Source organism: Janthinobacterium sp. SUN128 (assembly GCF_030587275.1).
Classification (GTDB): Bacteria; Pseudomonadota; Gammaproteobacteria; order Burkholderiales; family Burkholderiaceae_D; genus Janthinobacterium; species Janthinobacterium lividum.
Window position 1 is genome coordinate 3528349 of sequence record NZ_JAPWHY010000001.1, and the last position, 25381, is coordinate 3553729.

Consider the following 25381-nt stretch of genomic DNA (forward strand, 5'->3'; position numbering starts at 1 on the left):
CGATTTGCGGCCTGCGATGCTCACTGTGCATTCGCACAGCTCCGCTTCTCAGCCACAACTCACATCCGCTCGCTACGGTTCTTGCTGTCCGGCTACATAAGCCAGCAAGCCTTCGGCCAGCGCGTCGAAGGTGGCGCGGCAGCGCAGGCTGCCGCGCAAATCTTCATGCATGGTGACCCACGTTTCCATCGGTAGCGCAAACGCTTGCGGCAACACGCGCCGTAGGGCAGGATCGCGCGCCGCCAGACCCGCCTGGCACACGCCGATGCCGGCGCCCGCGCGTATCAGGGCCAGTTGCGCCAGGTCGCTGTCGCTGCGCCATGCAAAATTTTCCCGCGCAAATCCGTTGAAAGCCGCGCCCGCGTTGCGCACGAAGGGGCTCGCCTCGTCGTAGCCGATGACGGCATGCTGCGCCAGATCGGCCAGTACCAGCGGCGTGCCATGCCGCGCCAGGTAATCCACGTGGGCATGCAGGCCCAGTTCGATATCGCCCACCTTGCGCGCCACCAGCTGTTCCTGCCGCGGCCGCAGCATGCGCACGGCGATGTCCGCTTCCCGTCGCAGCAGATCCTGCACCTTGTTACTCAATACCAATTCAATGATCAAGCCCGGATGGCGCACGCGCAGGCGGGCCAGGATGGGCGGCAGCACCTCCACGCCCACCACTTCGCTGGCCGCGATGCGCACGACGCCGGCCACGCCCTGCCCCTGGCTGCTGGCGGCGCGCTGCATCAGGGCGGCCGTATGTTCCATGGTTTCCGCATGGGGCCGCAGCGCGAGGGCCACTTCCGTGGGCAGCAAACCCAGCTGGGAGCGCGTGAACAGGGTCGCGCCCAGCGCCTGCTCGAGCGCGGCGATATGCCGGCCGACGGTGGGCTGCGTGATGTCCAGCGCGCGTGCCGCGCCGGACAGGGAACCGTGCTTCAGCACGGCCAATAGCGAACGGTAGTATTCCCAGGCGATGGCGGTAGTCATACATAAATGTATAGCCTGTGATCGATACTCGTCAATTCCCAATTAGCCTTGCGCGGCAGATACTGGCTCCATCAACCACACGGAGGACAATATGGACAAAACGGTATTGGTAATGGGCGCGACGGGCGGCATCGGCGGCGAGATGGTCCGCCAACTGCAGGCGGCAGGCTGGCAGGTGCGCGCCCTGACGCGGGGAGAAACGCCATCGCCACGCGGCGATAACATCGAGTGGCTGCGCGGCGATGCGCTGTCGCGCGCGGACGTGCTGGCGGCCGCGAAAGGCTGCGCCGTCATCGTGCACGCCGTCAACCCGCCCGGCTACCGCCACTGGAGCCGGCTGGTGCTGCCCATGCTCGACAACACGATTTCAGCGGCGATTGCCGAGGGCGCCACCATCGTGCTGCCGGGCACCGTGTACAACTTCGGTCCCGACGCCTTTCCCGCATCGGGAGACTTACTTGCGGAAGATGCGCCGCAACGCCCGCTCACGCGCAAGGGCGCCATCCGCGTGGCACTGGAAGCGCGGCTGGAATGGGCCAGCACGCAGGGCGCCAGGGTCATCATCGTGCGCGCGGGCGACTTCTTCGGCCCCCGCGTCGGCAACAACTGGTTTTCGCAGGGGCTGGTGAAACCGGGCCAGCCCGTGCGCAGCGTGCTGTATCCCGGCGCGCACGGCGTGGGCCACCAGTGGTCCTACCTGCCCGACGTAGCACGCACAATGCTGCAATTGCTGGCCATGCGCGCCACCTTGCCGGCGTTCTCCCGCTTTCACATGGCTGGCCACTGGGACCACGACGGCCGGCAAATGACGGGCGCGATTGCCCGCGTGGTGGAACAGGCGACAGGAACTGCGCCCGCCATCCGGCGTTTTCCGTGGTGGCTGGTGGCGCTGGCGTCGCCGTTCGTGGCGACCCTGCGCGAAATGCGCGAGATGCGCTATCTGTGGCACACGCCCTTGGCCATGGACAATGCGCGGCTGCTGGCCGTGCTGGGCCAGGAGCCGCATACGCCGCTCGACGAGGCGGTGCGGGCGACATTGGAAGGCATGGGCAATCTGCATAAGGCAGCGGGCAAAAAAAACGCGCCGGGATTGCCGGCGCGCTGATTGCAGTTACTGCGGCACAGATTATTTCTGTGCGAGTACCCATTTGACCAGGGTGTGGGCTTCCGCATCGCTCACTTGCGGGTTCGCTGGCATCGGGATCGCGCCCCAGGTGCCGGAACCGCCCTTCATGACTTTCGCCACGAGCTTGGCTTCCGCGTCTTTCTGACCGGCATACTTGGCAGCCACGTCCTTGAACGCAGGGCCCACCAGTTTCGTGCTCACCGCGTGGCAAGCCATGCAGTTTTTTGCTTTCGCCAGGTCCGGATTGGCCAACGCTGCTTGCGATGCCAGAGCCGATACGGCCAATACACTCACCAACATAAAACGTTTCATTGTCTTTTCTCCAAAGTTACTTCCTGCGGCATTTTACTGTGTTTCCGCAGATGCACCACGAGCCCAGATCAAGCGTTTCAATGTAGTAACGCAATGTAGTCAGGAGGCATGCATATTCTGCCCCATCTGCGCGTCCATGACCATGTTGTTTGTAAGGCGATGTAACGACAGCCGGCCCCGCGCAGCAGATCGGGGCCGGCTGTCTTACCTGCGCAACAGTATCCAACACCTGGCAAAACCGTAGCGAGCGGCAGCGAGTTGTGGCTGAGAAGCGCAGCTGTGCGGATGCACAGTGAGCATCGCAGGCCGCAAATCGCGACGCGCAGTAGGTTTTGCCTGGTGTGGTCAGCGCTTCTTCAGTTGGGAGAGATCGCGCACGGCGCCCCGGTCAGCCGACGTCGTCAGCGCCGCATACGCCTGCAGCGCCTGCGACACATAGCGCTCGCGGTTGACGGGCAGCCAGGCCGCGTCGCCCTTCGCTTCCATGGCGGCGCGGCGCGCGGCCAGTTCAACGTCCGTCACGCGCAAATTAATGGTGCGCTCGGGGATGTCGATGTCGATAAAGTCGCCCTCTTCCACCAGGCCGATGGCGCCGCCTTCAGCCGCTTCCGGCGAGGCGTGGCCGATCACCAGGCCCGAGGAACCGCCCGAGAAGCGCCCGTCCGTGAACAGCGCGCACGCCTTGCCCAGACCTTTGGATTTGATGTACGAAGTCGGGTACAGCATTTCCTGCATGCCGGGGCCGCCTTTCGGGCCTTCGTAGCGGATGATGACAACGTCGCCTTCATGCACGGTATCGGCCAAAATCGCTTCAACAGCGGCATCCTGGCTTTCGAACACGCGCGCCTTGCCCGAGAATTTCAGGATGCTTTCATCGACGCCTGCCGTCTTGACGATGCAGCCCTTTTCCGCCAGATTGCCGTACAAGACGGCCAGGCCGCCATCCTGCGAGTAGGCGTGCGCCTTGTCGCGGATGCAGCCCGTGCTGCGGTCCGTATCGACTGCCGCAAAACGCTCCGATTGCGAGAACGCCGTCTGCGTCGGTACGCCGCCCGGGGCGGCGCGGAACAATTCATGCACGGCCGGATTGTCCGTGCACATGATGTCGTTTTGCGCGATGGCGTCGGCCAGGGTCGGCGCGTGGATGGTCGGCAGGGTCGTGTTCAGCAAGCCGGCGCGCGCCAGTTCGCCCAGGATGCCCACGATGCCGCCCGCGCGGTGCACGTCTTCGATATGGTATTTGTCCGTCATCGGCGCGACCTTGCACAGGCACGGTACCTTGCGCGAGATGCGGTCGATGTCGGCCATCGTGAATTCCACTTCCGCTTCGTGCGCGGCGGCCAGCAAGTGCAGCACGGTATTCGTCGAGCCGCCCATGGAAACGTCGAGCGCCATGGCGTTTTCAAATGCGGACTTGGTGGCGATCGAGCGTGGCAGCACCGAGTAATCGTCCTGCTCGTAATGGCGCTTGGCCAGTTCGACGATCAGGCGTCCCGCGCGCAGGAACAGCTGCTGGCGGTCCGAATGCGTGGCCAGGATGGTGCCGTTGCCGGGCAGGGCCAGGCCCAGCGCCTCGGTCAGGCAGTTCATCGAGTTGGCCGTAAACATGCCGGAGCAGGAACCGCAGGTAGGACAGGCCGAGCGTTCGATTTCCGCCACGTCGGCGTCGGACACCGTGCTGTCGCCGGCCTTGATCATGGCGTCGACCAGGTCCAGTTTGATGATCTTCTGCGTGCCGTTGACCACCTTGACGACCTTGCCCGCTTCCATCGGGCCGCCGGAAATGAAGACGACGGGGATATTGATGCGCATGGCGGCCATCAGCATGCCCGGCGTGATCTTGTCACAGTTCGAGATGCAGACCATGGCGTCGGCGCAGTGGGCGTTGACCATGTATTCGACGGAGTCGGCGATCAGGTCGCGTGACGGCAGCGAATACAGCATGCCGCCGTGGCCCATGGCGATGCCGTCATCGACGGCGATGGTGTTGAATTCCTTGGCTACGCCGCCGGCCGCCTCGATTTCGCGCGCCACCATCTGGCCCAGGTCTTTCAGGTGCACGTGGCCGGGCACGAACTGGGTGAACGAGTTGACCACGGCGATGATCGGCTTGTCGAAGTCGCCATCCTTCATGCCGGTGGCGCGCCACAGGGCGCGGGCGCCAGCCATGTTGCGGCCGTGGGTGGTGGTGCGGGAGCGGTATTGCGGCATGATGGACCTTCCAAAAGTGTTGGTGCCTGACTGTGCAGGTCTGCAGTAAAACCCTGCATGCAGTGGGGGTACGCCAGATTGCCTTGCGCGCGCCCCACTGTCAAATATATGATGCACGTGTCTGTGAGTCGTTTTATATATCACAGAACTTATTCCACATGGAAACGCATATGAACCTTGAACTGCGCCAGCTGCGCTATTTCGTCACCGTCGCCGAGGAATTGCACTTCGGCCGCGCCGCCGCGCGCCTGCACATGACGCAACCGCCCCTGTCGCAAACCATCATGGCCTTGGAAGAATTGCTGGGCGCGCCCCTGTTCGTGCGCACGCGCCGCGAAGTGCAGCTGACGCCGGCCGGCACGGCCCTGCTGCCCGAGGCGCGCCGGCTGCTGGCGCAGGCGTTCGATTTGCCCGCGCTGGTGCAACGGGCCGCGCAGGGCGAGGCGGGGCGATTGAGCCTGGCGTTTGTTTCCTCGGCCGACTACAGCGTGCTGCCGCCGCTGCTGCGCGCGTATCAGACGGCTTATCCGCAAGTACAAATCCAGTTGCAGGAGGCCACTTCCGACCTGCAGCTGGACGAATTGCTGGCCGGGCGCACGGATGCGGGCCTGTTGATCCCGCCGCTGCCCGAAAAGGCCAAAGGGGAACTCGACTACCTGCCCGTGCTGGCCGAACCGCTGGTGCTGGCCGCGCCGTCCGGCCTCGACATCTTGAACACGCCGGGCGCCGTGGGCCTGCGCGACGTGCCGTCCCTGCCCTTGATCATTTTCCCGCGCGCGATCTCGCCCGCCCTGCACGACGCCATCCTCGGCGTGTTCCGCGCGGCCGGCATCACGCCGCAGATCGGCCAGGAAGCGATCCAGATGCAAACCATCGTCAGCCTCGTCTCGGCTGGCATGGGCATCGCGCTTGTGCCACAATCGGTATCGAATCTGATGCGCCCGGGCGTAGAATACAGGCCGCTGCGGGACGCCACGCCGCTGGTGGAAACTGGCCTGGCCTGGCGCCGCGACAATCCGTCCGCCGTGCTGCAAGGCTTTCTGGCGCTGTTGCGCAAGCAGATAGGCCAGCCAGCACGATAAATTAAGTGGCCGCTAAGGCAAAGAACCGCAAGCGCCCCCATACTACGCAACCTTGGCTTTAAACAAAGAAAGAAACCCCCATGCTGATACACCCGATGCCCGACCCGATAGCCATCCAGATCGGCCCGCTCGCCGTGCACTGGTACGGCCTGATGTATGTGCTGGCCTTTGCCCTGTTCATTATCCTGGGCCGCGTGCGCATCAAGCAGCCGCATATCGCCGTGCTGGGCTGGAAGAAGGAAGACCTCGATGACATGCTGTTCTACGGCATGCTGGGCGTGGTGATCGGCGGGCGCCTGGGCGAAGTGCTGTTCTACCGCCCCGAATACTTCATGCACAATCCGCTCGAGATCTTCATGGTCTGGCATGGCGGCATGTCCTTCCATGGTGGCTTCCTCGGCGTCATCCTGTCCATGTACCTGTGGAGCCGCAAGGCGGGCCGCAACCTGTTCGATGTGCTCGACTTCATCGCGCCGCTGGTGCCGCTCGGCTACGCGGCCGGCCGTCTGGGCAACTTCATCAATGCAGAACTGCCGGGCCGCATCGCCCCGGACACCCTGCCGTGGGCCATGCAATGGCCAGGCATTCCGTATCCCGTGCACCCGTCGCCGCTCTACCAGATGCTGGTCGACGGCATCCTGGTGTTCATCATCCTGTGGCTGTATGCGCGCAAGCAGCGTCCGCGCATGGCCGTCGGCGCCATGTTCACCCTGCTGTACGGCTGCGCGCGCTTCTTCACGGAATACTTCCGCACGCCGGACTGGGAAGTCGTGTGGCTGGGCGTGCCGATCACGTCGGGCCAGATGCTGTCCCTGCCGATGATCGTCGGCGCCATCGCGCTGCTGGTGTGGGCGTATAAAAGCCAGGTAATGGGCACGCCGCCCACCAAGGCCCGCCCGGCCAACACGTAACACCGCTGTTCCCCCCGATGGCGCGCCAGGCAGGCGCGCCATCACCCTCCTCCGGCAACCTTTCCCTCAAAGCAGCATAATTTCCTTGCGGAATGAATCTTCGCTTGCGATAGCGCAATGATCGCTTTACCCTGCAGCAAGAGCAGGGCATGCAATCATGCTGTGTTGGCAATTCGAGCGGGGAGTCCCATCCATGCAGTATGCGAGGAAGACCACGACATTCTGGCTGGCGCTGGCGGGCGGCTACGTGCTGGCGCAGCTGGCCTTGACGGCCTGGGCCGGGACGCGCGGTCCCGCCGTGAGCTACCTGTTCGGCGTGATGGCGCCACTGCTGGCGCTGGCAGCCTGCTGCCGCAACGCCAGCCTGAGCCCCCCCGGCGTCGTGCGCACGGGCTGGGGCCTGTTTGCGGCCGCCATGCTGTTCTGGAGCGTGGGCATGGCCCTGTCCGCCTGGCAAGACCTGAGCGGCCATGTGGCGTCCGACACGACGTATTTCTCCGATTTTGCCTATTTCATGTATGGCGCGCCCTTGCTGCTGGCCATTTCCTCCGTCAGCGACCGCCACCCTTCGCGCACCCTGCAATGGCTGGACGCCGTGCAAGTGCTGCTGGCAGCTTACCTGACCTATACGGCCATCTTTTCCGTCTCGCCCTTCGACCAGCGCTCGATCGCGCCGATACCCGCCAGCCTGCTGGTGACGACGTACAACGTGGAAAACCTCGTCCTGGCCTGTTGCGCCTCGCTGCGCCTGCTGGCGCACCGCCGCGATGGTGCACAAGGGCGTTTCTACCTGCTGCTCAGCGTGTTCCTGTGGTGCTACGCCGCCTGCGCGGGCGCCTATAATTACCTGACCCTGCATGCGCTGGCCGAAGCCGGTCCCAGCGAGGTACTGCCCAGCCTGCCTTTCCTGCTGCTGGCGGTGCTGGCCATGCGCGTGCAGCCGGGCGAGGAAGAAGCACGGCCGCCGCGGCCGTTGACCTTGCTGATTGACAACTTCAGCCCCATCTTCTTCACGGCAGCCCTGCTGGGACTGGGATTCGTCGTGCTGCGCGAGCATTTCTACCTGGCGGCCAGCGCCCTGTTTGTCGCGCTGACGGTCCACGCGCTGCGCTCGGCCACCCTGCAAAGCCGCTACATGCAAAGCGAACGGGCTTTGCGCGAAGCCCACGACAAACTGGAAAAGCTGTCGCTGACGGATGGCTTGACGGGCATCGCCAACCGGCGCTGCTTCGACCAGACCCTGCAGCTGGAGTGGCAGCGCGCCGCGCGCAACAATCAACCGCTGGCGCTGCTGATCATCGATATCGACTTCTTCAAAAGCCTCAACGATACCTTCGGCCATCCGTATGGCGACGCCTGCCTGCAGCAGATCGCGGCGGCCCTGCATTCCGCGCTGCCGCGCGCCAGCGACCTGGCGGCCCGCTTCGGCGGAGAGGAGTTTGCCGCCATCCTGCCCGCCACCGATGGCGCGGGCGCGCTGGCCGTGGCGCACAAGATGCAGGAAGCGATTGCCGCGGCCGCCATCGTCCACGCGCCGTCGCGCGGCGGCCTGGTGACGGCCAGCATCGGCCTCGCGCTGAATGACGCAGGACAGACGCCGGAACAATTGCTGGCCGCCGCCGACCAGGCCCTGTACCGGGCCAAGCAGAATGGCCGCAACCGGGTCGAAGGCTAGCCTGTCAGCTTGCCGGTAATGACTTCCCATTGCGCCGGCGTCACGGGCGTGATCGACAGACGGCTGCCTTTCTTGAGCAGCAGCATGTCTTCCAGTTCCGGCATCTGGCGCATCTCGGACAGGGGCAGCAGCGCCGTCTTCCTGACGCCGCGCACGTCGACGCTGATCCAGCGTGGCTGCTCTTGCGTGGCCTTGGCATCGAAATATTTTCCGCCCTCTTCAAACTGGCTGTGATCGGGATACGCGCCGCTGGCCACTTCGGCCACGCCCGCCACGCCCGGCTGCGGGCAGCTCGAGTGATAGAACAGCACGCCATCGCCCGGTTGCATGCCATCGCGCATGAAGTTGCGCGCCTGGTAGTTGCGCACACCGAACCACGGCATGGTGTGTTTGGGCGCCGCCATGAGGTCGTCGATGCTCACTTCATCGGGTTCGGATTTCATCAGCCAATATTGTTTCATATTCACTCCCTATCAAAAGCAACAGGCGTAAAAAAACGGTTGCGCATCGATGCTGCAACCGTTTTCTTGGTACTGCAAATTGGGCCCCGCCTGTGCCGCTATGCCGGCATCCCGAACCAAACGGTTCAAGGTGGTCACGTTAGTTCAATTTCGGGTTCGTCGAACGAGCGACGCTCACTCCCATCAAACAAAATTCGCAACCGATGCGCATAAATGGTTCAAGGAATATATGGCAATCGCGAACACCGCAGGGTAGACCCAAGTTTACTCCTTTGATCGCGCATCGCAAAGACAAATCGTCGCGTGCACGCTTAAAAAAGGTTTTCCTGGGGCGTCAGCGCGCTGTCCAGGACTGTATGCATGGCCGAGATTTTCTGCTTCACTTCCAGTATCGTCAATTCCGACAGCGGACCTTGCGGCGACTTCACGGAAAGGAATTCCGCGGCCACGCCCAGGGCGGCCAGCACGGCGATGCGGTCGTTGCCCTTGACCTTGCCCGCGTCGCGGATGGCTTTCATTTTGCTATCGAGATAGATCGCCGCTTCGCGCAGCGCGCGCTCTTCGCCGTCGCGGCACACCATGCTGTAGGACTGGCCCATGATATTGACATCGACACGCGGCATTACGCTTCCTTCTCGTTCTCGGCACTATAGGCGCCCGCTTCCGAAGCGGCTTGCTCCAGGCCGGCTTGCACCAGTTCGGGAATTTTTTCCAGCAAAGCTTCCACCCGCTCCTGCGCCTCGCGCATGCGCTGCACATACAGGGCGTTCTCGGCGGCCAGCGCGGCATTGTCCTTGCGCAGTTGCGCGTTTTCACGGCGCAGCGCATGGGTCATTTCGGCCAGCAGGCCTATTTTGTCGGATAATTCGTTGAATTCGGAAATCATCCCGCCACTATAGGGCGGACGCTCCATGGGCGTCAATCGAATCACGCCGCTGTCACACATATTTACATCAATGCAGGGCAGTTGGCGGACAATACACGCTTTTTCCGGCGCTTTTCGCCAAGTGCGCGCATCTGCCGGCGCCGCGATGGCAGCGTTTTACTCGTCGACGTAATCGGGTTCGATATCGAGTCCGCCATAGCGGTTTTCGCAAGAGCGGCGCGTCAGCGTCTGTTGTCCGCCCTTGCCGTCAAGAACCATCGTCAAGTCGCGGCAAGTACGGCGATAACTGCCAGGCTTGGCGTCCGTCCCCGAGGGCGTCAGGCGCACTGCCAGCGGCACCGCATTGCCCAGGCCCTTGTTGCTCCACTGGCGCGTCTTGCCATCCTCTTCATCTTTCAAGGTGCGCACGGCGGCCGTCAGCAGCGCTTTCTGTTCCCTGGCATTGAGCTTGGCGATGGTGACGTCGGACAGGAAAGGCGGATACACGACGGGCGCCGGGTCCTTGCCCTGCACATCCCAGCGTCCGCTGTTCTGCGAACAGGTGCGGCGGCTCAGGTCCTGCGACTTGCCGCCTGCGGTGACGACGAATTTCAGGTCGCGGCACACGTGCGCCTTCAAGCTGTGTTCCGTCATGCCGGAGTTGCTGAAGTTATATGTGACCTTCACCAGCACGCCGCTGTCGCCGCCGTTGTCCCACACATGGGCTTCCTGGTCGTCGTCATCCTTGTTCAAATCGTTGAACAAGTCATTGAGCAACATTTCCTTTTCCAGCGGCGTCAGGGCCGCCACGGTGATCTCGTCGACGATGGTGGGCGTTTGCGCCGCAGCATTGCCCAGGCAGGCGAGACCGACGAGAGTAGCGCCCAACAGGCGCCGGGCGGGATGGGAAATCGGGAATGGCATGGCGTGCTTTCTGGTGCGAGTGGTGATATTGATATGCAATTGCAATCATCTTATCAAATTTCATAGTCAAACTCTGTTTCCTATGCGTACAGGAACGCCCCCTCTCCGAACGGCATGCTAGAGTCGCGCCTGTTGCTGACGCCCGGGAACGAGATTTGTGCTGGCGCAAACCCTGTGTAGATGCAGGCTCTGCTCAGCATCTATCTATATGTTCCCCTTGAATAAGCCCCCTACCGTCCCTATAATTAGCACTCGTTAGTAGAGAGTGCTAACAAACTCTTTCGTAGCAATCCTCAGGAAATGATGGTGCTTGCCAGGCCACTGCAGGGAACGCTACGCGGCGGGCGACGCCGCGATGCACCACTGCCGGATACAGGCAAGGACAGGATGACATGGGGTTTGCTTGACCGTTGCGGGCTGCTTTCAACGGCGGTCACTGAAAGCACGTCTGGCGCTGTGCCAGGCATGTATTCATTTAGCAACACCTATCCATTGAACTTTAAGGAGTTTTGTATGAATCTGCGCCCATTGAACGATCGCGTCATCGTCAAACGCCTCGACCAGGAAACCAAGACTGCGTCCGGCCTCATCATTCCTGATGCAGCTGCTGAAAAACCGGATCAAGGCGAAGTCCTTGCCGTAGGCAATGGCAAGATTCTCGACGACGGCAAAGTGCGTCCTCTGGATGTCAAAGTGGGCGACCGCGTCCTGTTCGGCAAGTACGCCGGCCAAACCGTCAAAGTTGACGGCGATGAGCTGCTGGTCATGCGCGAAGAAGACATCATGGCGATCGTCGTCAAGTAATTGTTTCCACGTTGTAGACAGATACATCCCGAAACTCAGGAGAATTGAACATGGCAGCTAAAGAAGTAGTATTCGGCGACGCAGCGCGCGCCAAGATGGTCGAAGGCGTCAACATCCTCGCCAACGCAGTCAAAGTAACGCTGGGCCCGAAAGGCCGCAACGTGGTCCTGGAGCGCTCGTTCGGCGCCCCTACCGTCACCAAGGATGGTGTCTCGGTAGCGAAAGAAGTTGAACTCAAAGACAAGCTCATGAACATGGGCGCGCAAATGGTCAAGGAAGTTGCTTCCCGCACCAGCGACAACGCCGGCGACGGCACCACCACCGCAACCGTGCTGGCACAAGCCATCGTGCGCGAAGGCATGAAGTTCGTTGCCGCCGGCATGAACCCGATGGACCTGAAGCGCGGTATCGACAAGGCAGTTGCTGCCACCGTCGAAGAACTGGCGAAAATCGCCCGTCCTTGCACCACGACCAAGGAAATCGCCCAGGTTGGCGCGATCTCGGCAAACTCGGACTACTCGATCGGCGAGCGTATCGCTGAAGCGATGGAAAAAGTCGGCAAGGAAGGCGTCATCACCGTTGAAGACGGCAAGTCGCTGAACGACGAGCTGGACATCGTTGAAGGCATGCAGTTCGACCGCGGCTACCTGTCGCCATACTTCATCAACAACCCGGAGAAACAAGTTGCCGTACTGGACAGCCCATTCGTCCTGCTGTGCGACAAGAAAATCTCGAACATCCGCGACCTGCTGCCGGTACTGGAACAAGTCGCAAAAGCTGGCCGTCCACTGCTGATCATCGCAGAAGACATCGAAGGCGAAGCGCTGGCCACCCTGGTTGTGAACAACATCCGCGGCATCCTGAAAACTTGCGCAGTGAAAGCACCTGGCTTCGGCGACCGCCGCAAAGCCATGCTGGAAGACATCGCTGTCCTGACCGGCGGCCAAGTGATCGCTGAAGAAGTCGGCCTGACCCTGGAAAAAGTGACCCTGGCCGAACTGGGCCAAGCGAAACGCATCGAAGTGGGCAAGGAAAACACCATCGTTATCGATGGCGCCGGCGAAGCAGCTTCGATCGAAGCACGCGTGAAACAAGTGCGTGTACAGATCGAAGAAGCGACCTCGGACTACGACCGTGAAAAACTGCAAGAGCGCGTCGCCAAACTGGCTGGCGGCGTTGCCGTGATCAAGGTTGGCGCAGCCACCGAAGTCGAAATGAAAGAGAAAAAAGCCCGCGTTGAAGATGCACTGCACGCGACCCGCGCTGCCGTGGAAGAAGGCATCGTGCCAGGCGGCGGCGTAGCCCTGCTGCGCGCACGCGCCAACATCACGGTCAAGGGCGACAATCCTGATCAAGACGCTGGTATCAAGATCGTCCTGCGCGCAATGGAAGAGCCTCTGCGCATGATCGTGCAAAACGCTGGCGAAGAAGCTTCGGTCGTCGTGGCAGCCGTACTGGCTGGCTCGGGCAACTACGGCTACAACGCTGCCAACGGCACGTATGGCGACATGGTGGAAATGGGCGTCCTGGACCCAGCCAAAGTGACCCGTTCGGCGCTGCAAAACGCCGCTTCGATCGCTTCGCTGATGCTGACGACCGACTGCATGGTCTGCGAAATCGCTGACGACAAGGCAGGCGGCGGCATGGGCGGCGGCATGGGTGGTATGGGCGGCATGGGCGGCATGGACGGCATGATGTAATGTCCGGCGGCCAGTCGCGCAGGCGACGGCGCGACTGGCCGCATACGCAGGGACAGGGCTGGCAGACCAAAAGCTGCCAGCGCCTCCCGGCGGCCCCGAAAGCCACCTTCTACGGAAGGTGGCTTTTTTTCGCCTGTTGATTTTACAAGCCCGTTTGGCAAACCCGTTCGGCAAGCCCGGCGATTGCCGGCCTGTGCGTTTTGCTTTAGCATGGCCGCCATCCTCCACCTTCTTACGCCACTACCGCCATGCCGCCACGCGCCTCTTCTTCCAAAACCACCATCATCGCCGGCATCCTGGCCGGCTTGCTGGCCGCCGGGCTCGGTGCTTTCTACCTGCATCAGCAGTCCGCGCCGCAGGCAGACAATGCCCCGACCGCGAACAGCCAGACGGCGGTGCCGGAGCAGAACGCGCGCGCCGTCGATGCGCTGATGGCTTTGCCGGAAATCAAGGCATGGTCGGCGCATATCGAAAAGGCGTCCGGCGGCCGCGCGCACGGCGCCGTGATGGAAACGTCGCCCGAGACGCGCCTCGTCGATGGCGTCGTTTACTACCAGCTGAGCTTTTTCGAAAGCACGCCCGATGCGGCGCACCGGTGGGAGAGTTTCGTCGTCACGCCCGATGGCAAGCACATCCTCGTCGACGACATCGTCAGCGGCGACCTGATCAGCCTGGAACAATGGCGCAAGGACAATGCGCCCATGCAGCGCATCGCCACGCAGTAACACCCCAAGCCGACGCGATGGCCAGGGACACTGGCGTTGCAGCGCAAGCTTTACTTTCTGGCATCGAAGCCCGATACTCGCCCACATGCCCGCCATCACCGTCCGCCCCCTCACGCCAGACGACGCCAGCGCCTACCGCGCGCTGCGCCTGGCCGGCATCGCCGAACTGCCCGCCGCCTTCTGCACCACGCATGCGGCGGAAAGCGGCTTGCCGCTGGCACAGATAGCCGAGCGCCTGCACGCCACCTCCCACCAAATAATATTTGGCGCTTTCACCAAGGAACAATTGATCGCCATGGCCGGCCTGCGCCGCGAACCGATCGCCGTCGTGCATGACAAGGCCAGCCTGTGGGGCGTGTACGTGGCGCAGCAGGCGCGCGGGCGCGGCGCGGGACGGCAACTGGTGCAGGCCGCCATCGACCATGCCTGCGCCATTCCCGAGCTGGGCCGCGTGCGCCTGGCCGTGGCGCAGGACAACCACGCGGCATTGACTCTGTACCTGGCTTGCGGTTTTACCCTGGAGGACTGTCCCGCATCGGATGGCATGCTGCAAATGCAGCTGTGGCTGCCCCGCCCTGCGCGCGCAAGTGCCGAAAGTAATGTCTTTATGAAAATCAATACCTTACAAATCCCTGCGAAATAGCGGACAGGCCGTTTTTTCTGTTGCAAGCAAACGCGGCAGGCCTTAGCATCGCGGCTTACAAAAAAAACTTGGGGAGAGCCAATGTCATCGGCCGAGACACAAACCGCCACGGGCAAGATGCCCCGGCAAATACCGTACATCATCGCCAACGAAGGCTGCGAACGCTTCAGCTTTTATGGCATGCGCAACATCCTGACGCCATTCCTCATCAGCACCCTGCTGCTGATGATCCCGATCGACCAGCGCACGGGCGAAGCCAAGCACGTCTTCCACACCTTCGTCATCGGCGTGTACTTCTTCCCGCTGCTGGGCGGCTGGCTGGCCGACCGCTTCTTCGGCAAATACAACACCATCTTCTGGCTCAGCCTCGTGTATTGCGCCGGCCATGCCTGCCTGGCCCTGTTTGAAAACAGCGTCAACGGCTTCTATTTCGGCCTGTTCCTGATCGCCTTCGGTTCCGGCGGCATCAAGCCGCTCGTGGCCTCGTTTGTCGGCGACCAGTTCGACCAGACCAACAAGCACAAGGCCAAGCTGGTGTTCGACCTGTTCTACTGGATCATCAACTTCGGCTCCTTCTTCGCCTCGCTGCTGATGCCGCTGTTCCTGAAAAAATACGGTCCATCGATCGCCTTCGGCATCCCCGGCCTGATGATGCTGGCCGCCACCATCGTCTTCTGGATGGGCGCCAAAAAATACGTACACGTGCCGCCTGCACCGCCGAACCCCGATTCGTTCACCCGCGTGGCCCGCACGGCCCTGCTGGCGCGTGTCGACGGCGGTTCGCGTCCCGGCCTGTATGTGGCCTACGTCGGCGTGATCGGCGCCCTGTATGCGTTCTACAGCATTCCCGAATGGGGCTTCGTGATTTCCGCGTGTACGGCGCTGGTATTGCTGCTGGCCTTCGGCAGCATCGGCACGGCCATGCAGCTGGAACGCGCGCGCGGCATCCACCCCGACGAAGCCGTCGAAGGCGTGCGCGCCGTGCTGCGCATCCTCGTCATCTTCGCCCTCGTCACGCCCTTCTTCTCGCTGTTCGACCAGAAGGCTTCGACCTGGATCGTGCAAGCGAACACCATGGAAAAACCAAGCTGGTTCCTGCCGGCGCAGATGCAGGCGCTGAACCCGATGCTGGTGATGCTGCTGATCCCGTTCAACAACCTGGTGCTGTACCCGATGCTGAACCGCTTCGGCCTGGAAGCGACGGCCCTGCGCCGCATGACGGCCGGTATCGGCTTTTCCTCGCTGGCGTGGATCGTCATCGGCTTGCTGCAGCTGGCCCTCGACAGCGGCAATGCCGTCTCCATCATGTGGCAGATCCTGCCGTACGCCCTGCTGACATTCGGCGAAGTGCTGGTCTCGGCGACAGGACTCGAGTTTGCCTACAGCCAGGCGCCCGTCTCGATGAAGGGCGCCATCATGAGCTTCTGGAATCTGTCGACCACGGTGGGTAACTTGTGGGTGCTGATCGTCAACCGCAGCGTCATGAACGAAGGCGTGATCGGCAAGATCGCCGAAAGCGGCATCAGCGTGACAGCCTTCCAGATGTTCTTCTTCGCCGCCTTTGCCGCCGTCGCCATGCTGGCCTTCGGCCTGTATGCGAAGCGCTACAAGATGGTCGATAACTACCGCCAGGCGGCCATCCCGGCAAAAGCATGATGCCGGTTTGACCTGCCGCAATGAAGAAGGGCGCCCTCGGGCGCCCTTTTTTTACGTCGTCACGGTCGGCCCATCGCGCCCCGTGCGCTCGCGTATCTGCGCCAGTTGCTCGGCCACGGCGATCAGTCCCGCCAGCGCTTCCTGGGTCGGGATGCCGTGCTGCGCGACATCGGCTTCATAGCGCTCCAGGTACAGGCGCAGGGTGGCGCCTTCGGTACCCGTGCCGGACAGGCGCAGCACGATGCGCGCGCCGTCCGTCATGACGATGCGGATGCCCTGCTGCGCCGCCACGGAGCCATCGACGGGGTCCGTGTAGCTGAAATCGTCGGCCAGCGCCACCGTGTAGCCATTGACTACCTGGCCCGGCAAGGCGGCCAGCTGGCCGCGCATGGCCTCCATCAACTGCTGCGCGCTGGCGCTGTCGATGTCTTCGTAATCGTGGCGCGAATAATAGTTGCGGCCATACGTAGCCCAGTGCGCGCGCACGATCTCTTCCACCGATTGCTTTTTCTCTGCCAGCAGGTTGAGCCAGAACAGCACGGCCCATACGCCGTCCTTTTCGCGCACGTGGTTCGAGCCCGTGCCGTAGCTTTCTTCGCCGCACAAGGTGGCCATGCCGGCGTCGAGCAGGGTGCCGAAGAACTTCCAGCCCGTCGGCGTCTCGTAGCACGGAATGCCCAGCGCGGCCGCGACCCGGTCGGCCGCGCCCGACGTGGGCATGGAGCGGGCGATGCCCTTCAAGCCCGCGCGGTAGCCGGGCGCCACGGTGGCATTCGCGGCCAAAATCGCCAAGCTGTCCGACGGCGTCACGTCGAAGCGCCGGCCAACGATCATGTTGCGGTCGCCGTCGCCATCCGAGGCGGCGCCGAAGTCGGGGGCCTCATTGTCACCATCTCCGGCCGCCATGATGGCAATCAATTCCTGCGCGTTGACGGGATTCGGGTCCGGATGGCCGCCGCCGAAGTCTTCCAGGGGCACGCCGTTGATAACGCTGCCCTTCGGCGCGCCCAGCATGCCTTCCAGGATGGCCGTCGCATACGGACCGGAGACGGCGTGCATGCCGTCAAAGCAGATGCGCAAGCCGCCCGCGAACAGGGCACGGATGGCGTCGAAGTCGAACAGCTGCTGCATCAGTTCCGCGTAATCTTGAACCGGATCGATCACTTCGACCGTCATCTGCTCGATGCGCACCGAACCCGGTTTGTCGAGGTCGATGTCGGCAGCGTCGCTGATGCGGTATTCGGCGATGCCTTGCGTGCAGGCGTAGATGGCCTCGGTGACCTTTTCGGGCGCCGGGCCGCCATTGGCGATGTTGTACTTGATGCCGAAATCGCCATCGGGACCGCCCGGATTATGGCTGGCCGACAGGATGAGGCCGCCGCTGGCGCCATGCTTGCGGATGACGCAGCTGACGGCCGGCGTCGACAGGATGCCGCCCTGCCCCAGCAGTACGCGCGCGTAACCGTGCGCGGCCGCCATGCGCAGCACCGTCTGGATGGCCGCGCGGTTGTAAAAGCGGCCGTCGCCGCCCAGCACCAGGGTCTGGCCGCGGCAGTCGCCCAGCGTGTCAAAAACGCTCTGCACGAAGTTTTCCAGATACTGCGGCTGGCTGAACACAGCCACTTTCTTGCGCAGGCCAGAAGTGCCGGGCCGCTGGCCGGCTACCGGCGCCGTATTGATGATTTGAATAGCCATCTTGCCTCCATATTAACTTCCGATGGTAACGCATGCCAGGCAAGCGGCAAAGCGTTGTACGCCTGCCACGGTGCGCCAAGCCGCTTAGCGCTACACTCCGGCATGCCATATAATGAGAATCATTCTCATATGCGGCACTCCTGGCTGCGGACTCATACATCGGACGCCGTGGTTGCACGCTATTACCAAGAACTGTTGAACTTTTGCTGGCGCAGCTTGCGCAACCGCGAAGCTGCTGCCGACCTGGTGCAGGAAAGCTATGCGCGCGTGCTGGGCGAAGCGGCCGTGCGCGAACCGCGTGCGCTGCTGTACCGCACGGCGCGCAATCTGCTGATCGACAATCACCGCCGCGCCGCCCTGCGCCAGCATGAGGAGCTCGATGCCCTGCCCGAGGCCGCGCATCCGGCCGCGCCGCGCCACTTGCAGCCGGAGCAGGCGCTCGAAAGCAGCCAGGACTGGCAAGCCTGCGTGGCCGCCATCGACGCCTTGCCGCCCCGCTGCCGCGACGCCTTCGTGCTGCACGTCTTCGAGGAATTGCCGCACGCGCAGATCGCCGCGCGCATGGGCATTTCCGTGAGCATGGTGGAAAAACATATCGCGCGGGGCATGCTCGGTTGCCAGGCGCAGTTGCATTCTTTGCGGGAAGCCACATAATGGCGCCCATGACCGCCCACCCGCCCCGCTACGATTTCGGCCCGTCCGCGCAGGACGAGGCGGACTTGCGCGAGTACGCCGACTTTGCCGCCACGCAGGACGGCGTGGCACTGGCCGCGGCAAGCTGGTTTGGCCGGCGCGGCAACCTCGATGCACAGCAACAGGCCGAATTTTCCGCCTGGCTGGCAGCCGACGCGCTGCACGCGCAAGCGTACGCGCAGCTGCGGGACACGCACCGCGTGGCGCGCAAGATTCCCGCGCAGGTCGCCGCGCGCTGGGCAGTGCCCCACGCAGCGCCATCCTCCCGCCCCCGCCGCCACTGGCTGCGCGCGCTGCCGTATGCGGCCGCCGCCATGTTGCTGCTCAGCGTGGGCGCGGGCGGCTACCAGTGGTGGCAACAGCAAGCCGTGTTCAGCCAGTCGTATGCCACCATGCGCGGCCAGCGCCTGGCCGTCTCGCTGCCCGACGGCAGCAAGGTAGAACTCGATACGGCCACGCAGCTGCACGTCACCCTGTACCGCCAGCGCCGCGAAGTGCGCCTGGCGCACGGCGAAGCGCTGTTCCAGGTGCAAAGCAGACAGGGCCAGCCCTTCGACGTGCTGAGCGGCCCCTTGAAAGTGACGGTGGTGGGCACGCAGTTTTCCGTACGCAATACGCTCGATCACGACGGCCAGCTGCGCGTGGCCGTGCAGCAAGGATACGTGCGCGTGGCGGGCGCAGGACCAGACCTGGCCGACCTGCGGGCCGGCCAGGGCGTCAGCGCCGACGCCGGCGGCCGCCTGTCCGCCATTGCCAGCCTGGCCCCAGGCAGCGTTGCGCCATGGCGCAACGGCAGGGTCACCTTCGACAATGTGCCGCTGGGCGCGGCACTGGCCGAATTCGAGCGCTATGGCGACACCGGCTTCGTCGTGCGCGATCCCGCCGTGGCGCAGCTGCGCATCGGCGGCAGTTTCAGCCTGACCCAGCTCGACCGCTTCGCCGCCGCCCTGCCGCAGCTGTTGCCCGTGCAGATCGTGCGCAGCGGCGGCGCCAGCGAGATCCGCATGGCAGCAAAAATGCCGGCGCAAGCCCCTGCGATGCGGCTGCCTGAAAAATAAATGCAAATAAGTCGCATTCGCAGGTGAGGGTTCTGCCCGCTGCCGCGTCTACCAAGTTAATCGACAATAAATTAACCTGGAGAAATGCAACATGTGGTCCCCCCGCCTCAATCTGACACCCGCCCCCCTCGCCCTGGCCGCCATGCTGGCCCTGGGCACCATTTCCCTGGCACAGGCGCAAACGGCGCCCGCCGTCACACTGGCCATCGCCGCCCAGCCGCTGGGCCAGGCGCTGAATGAGCTGGCGCGGCAAGCCAATCTGCAACTGCTGTTCGCGCCCGAACTCGTGGCCGGCAAGACGGCGCCCGCCGTCAGCGGCACCCTCAGCGTGGCCGACAGCCTGGAGCGTCTGCTGGCCGGCAGCGGCCTGACGGCTGCCATCGACGGCAACAGCGTCATCATCCGCTCCGCGCCCGCCGCCACGGGCAAGGTGGCGACCCTGGCGGAAATTACCGTCAGCGCCCGCCAGGAGGCAGTGATCGACAGCGAGCTGACCAAGTCATACGCGGCGCAAGTGGTGAGCATCGGCAAGGGCCAGCAAAGCCTGCGCGAAATTCCCCAATCCGTCTCCGTGCTGACGCGCCAGCAGTTGAATGACCAGAATTTGCTGAGCCTGGATGACGCCATGCGCGGCGTGACGGGCATCACCGTCGAGGCCAGCAGCACGGGCGGCAACCACGGCAACTTTTATTCGCGCGGCTATGCGCTTGATTCGGTGCAGGTCGATGGCGTGATGACGCCGGCCAGCACGGGCAACGACCTGTCGGCCGGCTTCGGACTGGCCATCTATGACCGGGTGGAAGTGCTGCGCGGCCCCGCCGGCCTGTTCCAAGGCGCGGGCGACCCGGGCGGCACCATCAACCTGGTGCGCAAGCGCGCGCGCGACACCTTCGCCGCCAGCGGCGTGCTCAGCGCCGGTTCCTGGGACCGCTACTACGCGGAGGCGGACGTCACGGGCCCCCTGAGCGCGGATGGCAAGGTGCGCGGCCGCCTGGTGGCCGCGTATGAACACCGGCGCTCCTTCGTCGACCATGTGTATGCGGAAAAACCGCTGCTGTACGGCACCGTTGCCATCGACGTGGCGCCGGGCACCGTACTGACGGGCGGCGTCACCCACCAGCAATACAAGGGCCGTCCCGCCTTCGGCCTGCCCGCGTATGAAGACGGGCGCCTGCTCGACGTGCCCCGCTCCACCTATCTCGACCCGGCCTGGAACCACATCACGGAAAAAGTCACCGAATACTTTGCCGAACTCGATCATAAACTGGCGAACGGCGGCCAGTTCAAGGCGACCGCCCTGTACCGCGAGCAGGATGAACCGTCGCGCAATTTCGGCTGGTCCGACTGTTCCGCCGATCCCGTCACGGGCGACAGCTGCCTGGTCAGCTGGAACTACCGCAGCCACTGGAAGACGCAGGGCCTGGACGCCTACCTGGCCACGCCGTTCCAGGCGTTTGGCCGCAGCCACGACCTGATCGTGGGCGCCGACTACCGCCAGCTGCACAAGAATTTCCAGTATGGCGGCGGAAACAATGCGCCGATCAACATCTTTCATCCCGATAACAATATCGCGCGGCCCAGCTATACCTTTTCCAACGGCAATGACAACCGCACCAAACAGTTCGGCCTGTACGCGCGCACCCGCCTGCAAGCGACCGAGCGCCTGGCCGTCAACCTGGGCGGACGCGTGACGCACTGGGACAACCATACCGTCAACCGCAACGCGTATTTCAACCAGTTCACCGATGTCAGCAACACCATCAAGGCCAAGTTCACGCCGTATGCGGGCCTGGTCTACGAGCTCGACAAGCAGGTGTCGGCCTACGGCAGCTACACGCGCATCTTCTCGCCTCAGTCCACCACGGACGCTGCCGGCCAGACGCTGAAACCGCGCACGGGCCAGCAGTTCGAGCTGGGGCTGAAGGCGGAGCTGTTCGACAAGAACGTCAACGCGCATGCGGCCCTGTTCCGCATGGAAGACGAGAACCGCGTCATGCCCGACCCGGCCAACCCGCTGTTCTCCATCGGCGCCGGCAAGATGCGCAGCCAGGGCGTGGAAGCCGAGCTGAGCGGCAGTCCCCTGCCCGGCTGGAATATCACGGGCGGCTATTCCTACACCAGCACGCGCACCCTCGAAGGCAGCGACGACCAGAAGGCGCAGCTGTATTCCTTCATCGCGCCGCGCCACAATGTCAATCTGTGGACCAATTACCGGCTCGCCGGCGCGCTCGATAAAGTCAGCGTGGGCGGTGGCTTGCGCAGCGTCAGCAGCATGTACCGCCTGAACGGGCCCGTGAAATTCGAACAGGGCCCCGTCACCACGGTGGGCTTGCAGGCTGGCTACCGCCTCAGTCCCACACTGGAGCTGTCGCTGACGGTGAACAACCTGTTCGACAAAAAATACTACACGCGCGTGTGGGCCGCCTATGGCTCCAACTTCTATGGCGAACCGCGCAACGCCATGCTGACCCTGCGCGGCCAGCTGTAAACGCCCGCGCTCCTGCGCATGCACGGCCGCCGCCAGCAATGGGGCGGCCGTGCGCGTTGACGGCATCGCTGCGGCTTCATTACCACATCGCTCTCTTGCATGTCTCGCAACCCCGCACTATAATAAGAATAGTTCTCATTCACATTTAGACTCCCACCCGAGTTTGCGCACAGTCGCCTGACTGATGCGCGGCTGGATGACACGCTGCGCCAGCCAGGCACCACCGCCAAGCAAGCCTCCCATACCAAAAACGCCAGCCGCTCGACGGCGGGCACACGAGAAGAAGGATGTTTCATGGCGCGAGCACGTTCGCTGGCCGGCATGGTTGCCGGCCCGTTTTCCCCACCAGTTTCCAATGTCGCCATGCGTCCGCTGGCCATCGCCGTGCATTCCGCATTGCTGACGGCAGCGCTGGGCGCCGGCGCGGCCCTGGCTGCGGAGGCACCCGCCAAGCCCGATGAAGCCACTCTGAGCGAGATCAAGGTAGTGGGCCAGCAAGACAAGGCAGCGACCGAGCACACGGGTTCCTACACCACCAAACAGATGGCCACGGCGACGCGCATGGGCCTGTCGATCCGCGAAACGCCGCAATCGATTTCCGTGGTGACGCGCCAGCGCATGGACGACATGGGCTTGAACAGCCTGGCCGAGGTACTGGTGCAGTCGACGGGCGTGACGGTGCAGGAGAACGACAGCGAACGCACGAGCTTTTCGGCGCGCGGCTTTTCCATCGGCAATTACCAGATCGACGGCGTGGCCGTCAATTCAGGCAGCAATGCGCTGTTCGACACGGCCATCTATGACCGCATCGAGATCGTGCGCGGCGCCACGGGCCTGGTCAGCGGCAATGGCGACCCGTCGGCCACCATCAACATGATGCACAAGCGTCCCGGCAAGGAGTTTGCCGCCTCGGCCGGCCTGACCGTGGGTTCGTGGAGCAAGGTCCGGCTCGAAGGCGACATCAGCGCGCCGCTGAATGCGGACGGCAGCATCCGCGGGCGCGTCGTGGTGGCAGGCCAGAACCGCCATTCCTACATGGACCTGTACAAGGAACGCAAGCTGGTGGGCGCCGTCATCGTCGAGGCGGATCTGACGCCTGCAACGTTGCTGACGGCCGGCATCGACTATCAAAAAAACACGCCGAAAGGCACGAGCTGGGGCACCACGCCCCTGTTCTTCTCGGACGGCACGCCGGCCAACATGCCGCGCTCGTTCAACATGGCGGCCAAGTGGAGCAGCTGGGAGCGCGCATTCGAAAACAAATACGTCTACCTCGAACACCGCTTCGCCAACGACTGGAAGATCAAGGCTGCCTACGGGCGCCTGGACAGCTCCTCGAACGGCAAACTGTTCTACGGCGGCAGCGGCTATCCGAAACGCGACGGCAGCGGCCTGGAAGTCTGGAGCGGCGCCTTCCCCTACGATGAAAAGCAGGACAACTTCGACCTGTCGGCCAACGGCACCTTCCCCCTGTTCGGCCGCCAGCACGACCTGGTGCTGGGCGTGAATGGCTGGAAGCGCAGCGGCACGACGAATGAAACCTTGCTGCCCGATCCGCTGCCATTCGCCACCACCATCCCCGACTTCCGCAACTGGACGGGCGACGTGCCCGAGCCGGCGCTCACGCGCACGGGCGCGCGCGACGTCGCCACCACCAAGCAGTCCGGCGCCTTCATCGCCACGCGCATCAATGTCACGGACAGTTTCAAGGTGCTGGCCGGCGCGCGCGTCTCCAGGTGGGAAACATATAACGACCGCTATGATACCCAGGGCCGTTTTGTGAAACGCAGCTCCGCCTACAAGACGGACGATGTCGTCACGCCGTACGCGGGCGTGGTGCTCGACGTGAGCAAGAGTACCTCGCTGTACGCCAGCTACACGGACCTGTTCAAGCCGCAAAACCTGAAGGACAAGAACAACGCCTTCCTCGACCCGATCACGGGCAGCAATGTGGAAGCGGGCGTGAAGAGCGAATTCTTCGACGGCGCCGTGAATGCCTCGTTTGCCGTGTATGAAGCCAAGCAGGACAACCTGGGCGAGGAAGACAAATCGGTGCCGCTGACCTTCGTGCTGCCGGACGGCAGCCGTCCCTATATCTCGACGGGCAAGGGCACGAAAAGCAAGGGTTACGAGGCGGAAGTGTCGGGCAGCCCCTTGAGCGGCTGGCAGCTGTTCGCCGGCTACACGCACAGCAAATCGAAGACGGGCAAGGGCGTGGTGACCAACACCATCCAGCCGACCAACATGCTGCGCGTCTCGACCACCTACCGCCTGCCGGGCGAGCTGCAAAATCTCACCATCGGCGGCGGCTTGAACTGGCAGAACGAGATCTGGACGACGGCCACCCTGCCGAACAAAAGCAAGATCCGGGTCAGCCAGGGCAGCTACGTGCTGGCCAACCTGATGGCGCGCTATCAGATCAGCCCGAAACTGTCGGCCAGCCTGAATGTCAACAACCTGTTCGACAGGACGTATTTCCGCCGCGTGGGTTTCTATAACGGCGGCTATTACGGCGAACCGCGCAACGTGGCGCTGAACCTGCGCTACCAGTACTGATGCATCGCAGGCCGCTGCCCCCCCCGGAGCGCGGCCGCTTTGTCCATTTCACATAAGAAGATAAGGGATACACCATGCACATCACTTCCATCGCGCGCCTCGGCGCCCTCGCTGCCGCCCTGCTGGGCGCGGCCCTCGTTTCCGGCACGGCCAGCGCGCACCAGATCTGGCTGCAGCAGGACGGCAAGACGGCCAGCGTGTACTTCGGCGAATTCGGCGACAACCTGCGCGAGGCGTCGCCCGGCCTGCTGGACAAGTTCAGCATCAAGAACGTGACATGGGTGTCGGCCAAGGGCACGCAGCCGCTGCAGGCGAGCAAGACGGCCGGCGCGTTCATCCTGAATGGCAAGGTGGGTGCCGGCGAAAGCATCATCGTCGAGGAAGACAACTACCCGTCCTGGGAAGAGAAAAAGGATGGCAAGAGCACGCGCACCGTGTGGGTCCCGGCCGCGCGCCTGATCGCCGACGGCAAGGCGCAAGCACCCGCGCTGACCCTCGACCTGGTGCCGACCGGCAAAGCAGGCCAGTTCCAGGTCAGCTACCAGGGCAAGCCGCTGGCGCAAGCCAAGGTCAACGCCGTGGTGCAATCGGGCTGGGGCAAGGAAGCGTGGAGCGATGCGCAAGGCCTGGTCAGCTTCCCGCTGCCATGGAAGGGCACCTATGTGCTGGAAGTGCAGCACACGGACAAGACGGCTGGCCAGCGCGGCACGCAAGCCTATGACAAGGTCATGTTCGTGACGACCCTGAGCCTGGTGCAGCCGCAAGGCGTGACGCCGCTGCCGGCCGGCCCGGCCCTGCCACCGAGCAAGGATCACGACTGA

The 25381-nt window shown here is 63.4% G+C and carries 22 protein-coding genes and 1 other RNA gene; 14 read left to right on the forward strand and 9 right to left on the reverse strand.

Annotation, left to right across the window (positions count from 1 at the left end):
- Nucleotides 1-72: 72 nt before the first annotated feature.
- Nucleotides 73-975, reverse strand: coding sequence for a LysR family transcriptional regulator (locus tag O3297_RS15965; RefSeq protein ID WP_305049131.1), 903 nt, complete (start codon nucleotides 973-975; stop codon nucleotides 73-75).
- Between the two features lie 91 nt (nucleotides 976-1066).
- Here O3297_RS15965 and O3297_RS15970 point away from each other — a divergent pair, with 91 nt between their 5' ends.
- A complete protein-coding gene (locus O3297_RS15970; RefSeq protein WP_305049132.1) occupies nucleotides 1067-2080 on the forward strand; it encodes an NAD-dependent epimerase/dehydratase family protein in 1014 nt (337 codons plus the stop codon).
- Nucleotides 2081-2101: 21 nt separating this feature from the next.
- Here the strand turns inward: O3297_RS15970 and O3297_RS15975 are convergent, their stop codons facing one another.
- Nucleotides 2102-2413, reverse strand: coding sequence for a c-type cytochrome (locus O3297_RS15975; protein WP_034786554.1), 312 nt, complete (start codon nucleotides 2411-2413; stop codon nucleotides 2102-2104).
- A 345-nt stretch (nucleotides 2414-2758) separates the two neighbouring features.
- Entirely contained in the window at nucleotides 2759-4624 is a 1866-nt protein-coding gene (gene ilvD, locus O3297_RS15980; RefSeq protein ID WP_034786553.1) for a dihydroxy-acid dehydratase, read from the reverse strand.
- A gap of 170 nt (nucleotides 4625-4794) precedes the next feature.
- Between ilvD and O3297_RS15985 the strand changes: the two genes are divergently transcribed.
- The 3 genes from O3297_RS15985 (at nucleotide 4795) to O3297_RS15995 (ending at nucleotide 8292) form a co-directional block, all read left to right on the forward strand.
- Nucleotides 4795-5706, forward strand: coding sequence for a LysR family transcriptional regulator (locus O3297_RS15985; protein ID WP_305049133.1), 912 nt, complete (start codon nucleotides 4795-4797; stop codon nucleotides 5704-5706).
- An 80-nt stretch (nucleotides 5707-5786) separates the two neighbouring features.
- A complete protein-coding gene (gene lgt, locus O3297_RS15990) occupies nucleotides 5787-6617 on the forward strand; it encodes a prolipoprotein diacylglyceryl transferase (RefSeq protein WP_305049134.1) in 831 nt (276 codons plus the stop codon).
- 157 nt (nucleotides 6618-6774) lie between these two features.
- Nucleotides 6775-8292 carry a diguanylate cyclase gene (locus O3297_RS15995; RefSeq protein WP_305049135.1) on the forward strand — a complete coding sequence of 506 codons (1518 nt, stop codon included), beginning with the start codon at nucleotides 6775-6777 and terminating at the stop codon, nucleotides 8290-8292.
- Here O3297_RS15995 and O3297_RS16000 read toward each other — a convergent pair.
- From O3297_RS16000 to O3297_RS16020, 5 genes are all read right to left on the reverse strand, one after another.
- A complete protein-coding gene (locus O3297_RS16000) occupies nucleotides 8289-8753 on the reverse strand; it encodes an EVE domain-containing protein (RefSeq protein WP_305049136.1) in 465 nt (154 codons plus the stop codon). The two genes, O3297_RS15995 and O3297_RS16000, sit on opposite strands and share 4 nt — an antisense overlap.
- Nucleotides 8754-8832: 79 nt before the next feature.
- A non-coding RNA gene (gene ssrS / locus O3297_RS16005) (6S RNA) lies at nucleotides 8833-9010 on the reverse strand.
- 54 nt (nucleotides 9011-9064) lie between these two features.
- Complete coding sequence (locus O3297_RS16010; protein ID WP_034747344.1) at nucleotides 9065-9376, reverse strand: cell division protein ZapA; 312 nt, start codon at nucleotides 9374-9376, stop codon at nucleotides 9065-9067.
- Complete coding sequence (locus tag O3297_RS16015; RefSeq protein WP_306532427.1) at nucleotides 9376-9666, reverse strand: DUF904 domain-containing protein; 291 nt, start codon at nucleotides 9664-9666, stop codon at nucleotides 9376-9378. The genes O3297_RS16010 and O3297_RS16015 overlap by 1 nt, the downstream gene beginning before the upstream one ends.
- Nucleotides 9667-9795: 129 nt before the next feature.
- The gene (locus O3297_RS16020; protein WP_305049137.1) at nucleotides 9796-10542 is read right to left on the reverse strand and encodes a hypothetical protein; all 747 of its coding nucleotides are present in this window, start codon (nucleotides 10540-10542) and stop codon (nucleotides 9796-9798) included.
- 513 nt (nucleotides 10543-11055) lie between these two features.
- Here O3297_RS16020 and groES point away from each other — a divergent pair.
- The 5 genes from groES (at nucleotide 11056) to O3297_RS16045 (ending at nucleotide 16070) form a co-directional block, all read left to right on the forward strand.
- Entirely contained in the window at nucleotides 11056-11346 is a 291-nt protein-coding gene (gene groES, locus O3297_RS16025; protein ID WP_010400979.1) for a co-chaperone GroES, read from the forward strand.
- Between the two features lie 50 nt (nucleotides 11347-11396).
- On the forward strand, nucleotides 11397-13046 hold the full coding sequence (gene groL / locus O3297_RS16030; protein WP_034786546.1) for a chaperonin GroEL: 1650 nt from the start codon (nucleotides 11397-11399) through the stop codon (nucleotides 13044-13046).
- 248 nt (nucleotides 13047-13294) lie between these two features.
- On the forward strand, nucleotides 13295-13771 hold the full coding sequence (locus tag O3297_RS16035; RefSeq protein WP_305049138.1) for a hypothetical protein: 477 nt from the start codon (nucleotides 13295-13297) through the stop codon (nucleotides 13769-13771).
- Between the two features lie 85 nt (nucleotides 13772-13856).
- Nucleotides 13857-14414, forward strand: coding sequence for a GNAT family N-acetyltransferase (locus O3297_RS16040; protein WP_305049139.1), 558 nt, complete (start codon nucleotides 13857-13859; stop codon nucleotides 14412-14414).
- Between the two features lie 81 nt (nucleotides 14415-14495).
- The gene (locus tag O3297_RS16045; protein ID WP_244965298.1) at nucleotides 14496-16070 is read left to right on the forward strand and encodes an oligopeptide:H+ symporter; all 1575 of its coding nucleotides are present in this window, start codon (nucleotides 14496-14498) and stop codon (nucleotides 16068-16070) included.
- A 51-nt stretch (nucleotides 16071-16121) separates the two neighbouring features.
- Here the strand turns inward: O3297_RS16045 and O3297_RS16050 are convergent, their stop codons facing one another.
- Nucleotides 16122-17765 carry an alpha-D-glucose phosphate-specific phosphoglucomutase gene (locus tag O3297_RS16050; protein WP_305049140.1) on the reverse strand — a complete coding sequence of 548 codons (1644 nt, stop codon included), beginning with the start codon at nucleotides 17763-17765 and terminating at the stop codon, nucleotides 16122-16124.
- Nucleotides 17766-17933: 168 nt separating this feature from the next.
- Between O3297_RS16050 and O3297_RS16055 the strand changes: the two genes are divergently transcribed.
- The 5 genes from O3297_RS16055 to O3297_RS16075 all read left to right on the forward strand — a co-directional run bounded on the left by O3297_RS16055 (nucleotide 17934) and on the right by O3297_RS16075 (nucleotide 25381).
- On the forward strand, nucleotides 17934-18419 hold the full coding sequence (locus O3297_RS16055) for a sigma-70 family RNA polymerase sigma factor (RefSeq protein WP_305049141.1): 486 nt from the start codon (nucleotides 17934-17936) through the stop codon (nucleotides 18417-18419).
- Nucleotides 18420-18427: 8 nt separating this feature from the next.
- Nucleotides 18428-19516 (forward strand): FecR domain-containing protein, encoded by a 1089-nt coding sequence (locus tag O3297_RS16060; RefSeq protein WP_305049142.1) that lies wholly within the window; start codon nucleotides 18428-18430, stop codon nucleotides 19514-19516.
- 91 nt (nucleotides 19517-19607) lie between these two features.
- Nucleotides 19608-22004, forward strand: coding sequence for a TonB-dependent receptor (locus O3297_RS16065; RefSeq protein ID WP_305049143.1), 2397 nt, complete (start codon nucleotides 19608-19610; stop codon nucleotides 22002-22004).
- A 294-nt stretch (nucleotides 22005-22298) separates the two neighbouring features.
- Nucleotides 22299-24560 (forward strand): TonB-dependent siderophore receptor, encoded by a 2262-nt coding sequence (locus tag O3297_RS16070; RefSeq protein WP_305049144.1) that lies wholly within the window; start codon nucleotides 22299-22301, stop codon nucleotides 24558-24560.
- A gap of 74 nt (nucleotides 24561-24634) precedes the next feature.
- Entirely contained in the window at nucleotides 24635-25381 is a 747-nt protein-coding gene (locus tag O3297_RS16075) for a DUF4198 domain-containing protein (protein ID WP_305049145.1), read from the forward strand.

What these genes read in the sequence shown, in the direction of transcription:
- O3297_RS15965 (WP_305049131.1), bottom strand. Translation starts at nt 975, where the DNA reads ATGACTACCGCCATCGCCTGGGAATACTACCGTTCGCTATTGGCCGTG.
- O3297_RS15970 (WP_305049132.1), top strand. Translation starts at nt 1,067, where the DNA reads ATGGACAAAACGGTATTGGTAATGGGCGCGACGGGCGGCATCGGCGGC.
- O3297_RS15975 (WP_034786554.1), bottom strand. Translation starts at nt 2,413, where the DNA reads ATGAAACGTTTTATGTTGGTGAGTGTATTGGCCGTATCGGCTCTGGCA.
- ilvD (WP_034786553.1), bottom strand. Translation starts at nt 4,624, where the DNA reads ATGCCGCAATACCGCTCCCGCACCACCACCCACGGCCGCAACATGGCT.
- O3297_RS15985 (WP_305049133.1), top strand. Translation starts at nt 4,795, where the DNA reads ATGAACCTTGAACTGCGCCAGCTGCGCTATTTCGTCACCGTCGCCGAG.
- lgt (WP_305049134.1), top strand. Translation starts at nt 5,787, where the DNA reads ATGCTGATACACCCGATGCCCGACCCGATAGCCATCCAGATCGGCCCG.
- O3297_RS15995 (WP_305049135.1), top strand. Translation starts at nt 6,775, where the DNA reads ATGCTGTGTTGGCAATTCGAGCGGGGAGTCCCATCCATGCAGTATGCG.
- O3297_RS16000 (WP_305049136.1), bottom strand. Translation starts at nt 8,753, where the DNA reads ATGAAACAATATTGGCTGATGAAATCCGAACCCGATGAAGTGAGCATC.
- O3297_RS16010 (WP_034747344.1), bottom strand. Translation starts at nt 9,376, where the DNA reads ATGCCGCGTGTCGATGTCAATATCATGGGCCAGTCCTACAGCATGGTG.
- O3297_RS16015 (WP_306532427.1), bottom strand. Translation starts at nt 9,666, where the DNA reads ATGGAGCGTCCGCCCTATAGTGGCGGGATGATTTCCGAATTCAACGAA.
- O3297_RS16020 (WP_305049137.1), bottom strand. Translation starts at nt 10,542, where the DNA reads ATGCCATTCCCGATTTCCCATCCCGCCCGGCGCCTGTTGGGCGCTACT.
- groES (WP_010400979.1), top strand. Translation starts at nt 11,056, where the DNA reads ATGAATCTGCGCCCATTGAACGATCGCGTCATCGTCAAACGCCTCGAC.
- groL (WP_034786546.1), top strand. Translation starts at nt 11,397, where the DNA reads ATGGCAGCTAAAGAAGTAGTATTCGGCGACGCAGCGCGCGCCAAGATG.
- O3297_RS16035 (WP_305049138.1), top strand. Translation starts at nt 13,295, where the DNA reads ATGCCGCCACGCGCCTCTTCTTCCAAAACCACCATCATCGCCGGCATC.
- O3297_RS16040 (WP_305049139.1), top strand. Translation starts at nt 13,857, where the DNA reads ATGCCCGCCATCACCGTCCGCCCCCTCACGCCAGACGACGCCAGCGCC.
- O3297_RS16045 (WP_244965298.1), top strand. Translation starts at nt 14,496, where the DNA reads ATGTCATCGGCCGAGACACAAACCGCCACGGGCAAGATGCCCCGGCAA.
- O3297_RS16050 (WP_305049140.1), bottom strand. Translation starts at nt 17,765, where the DNA reads ATGGCTATTCAAATCATCAATACGGCGCCGGTAGCCGGCCAGCGGCCC.
- O3297_RS16060 (WP_305049142.1), top strand. Translation starts at nt 18,428, where the DNA reads ATGACCGCCCACCCGCCCCGCTACGATTTCGGCCCGTCCGCGCAGGAC.
- O3297_RS16065 (WP_305049143.1), top strand. Translation starts at nt 19,608, where the DNA reads ATGTGGTCCCCCCGCCTCAATCTGACACCCGCCCCCCTCGCCCTGGCC.
- O3297_RS16070 (WP_305049144.1), top strand. Translation starts at nt 22,299, where the DNA reads ATGGCGCGAGCACGTTCGCTGGCCGGCATGGTTGCCGGCCCGTTTTCC.
- O3297_RS16075 (WP_305049145.1), top strand. Translation starts at nt 24,635, where the DNA reads ATGCACATCACTTCCATCGCGCGCCTCGGCGCCCTCGCTGCCGCCCTG.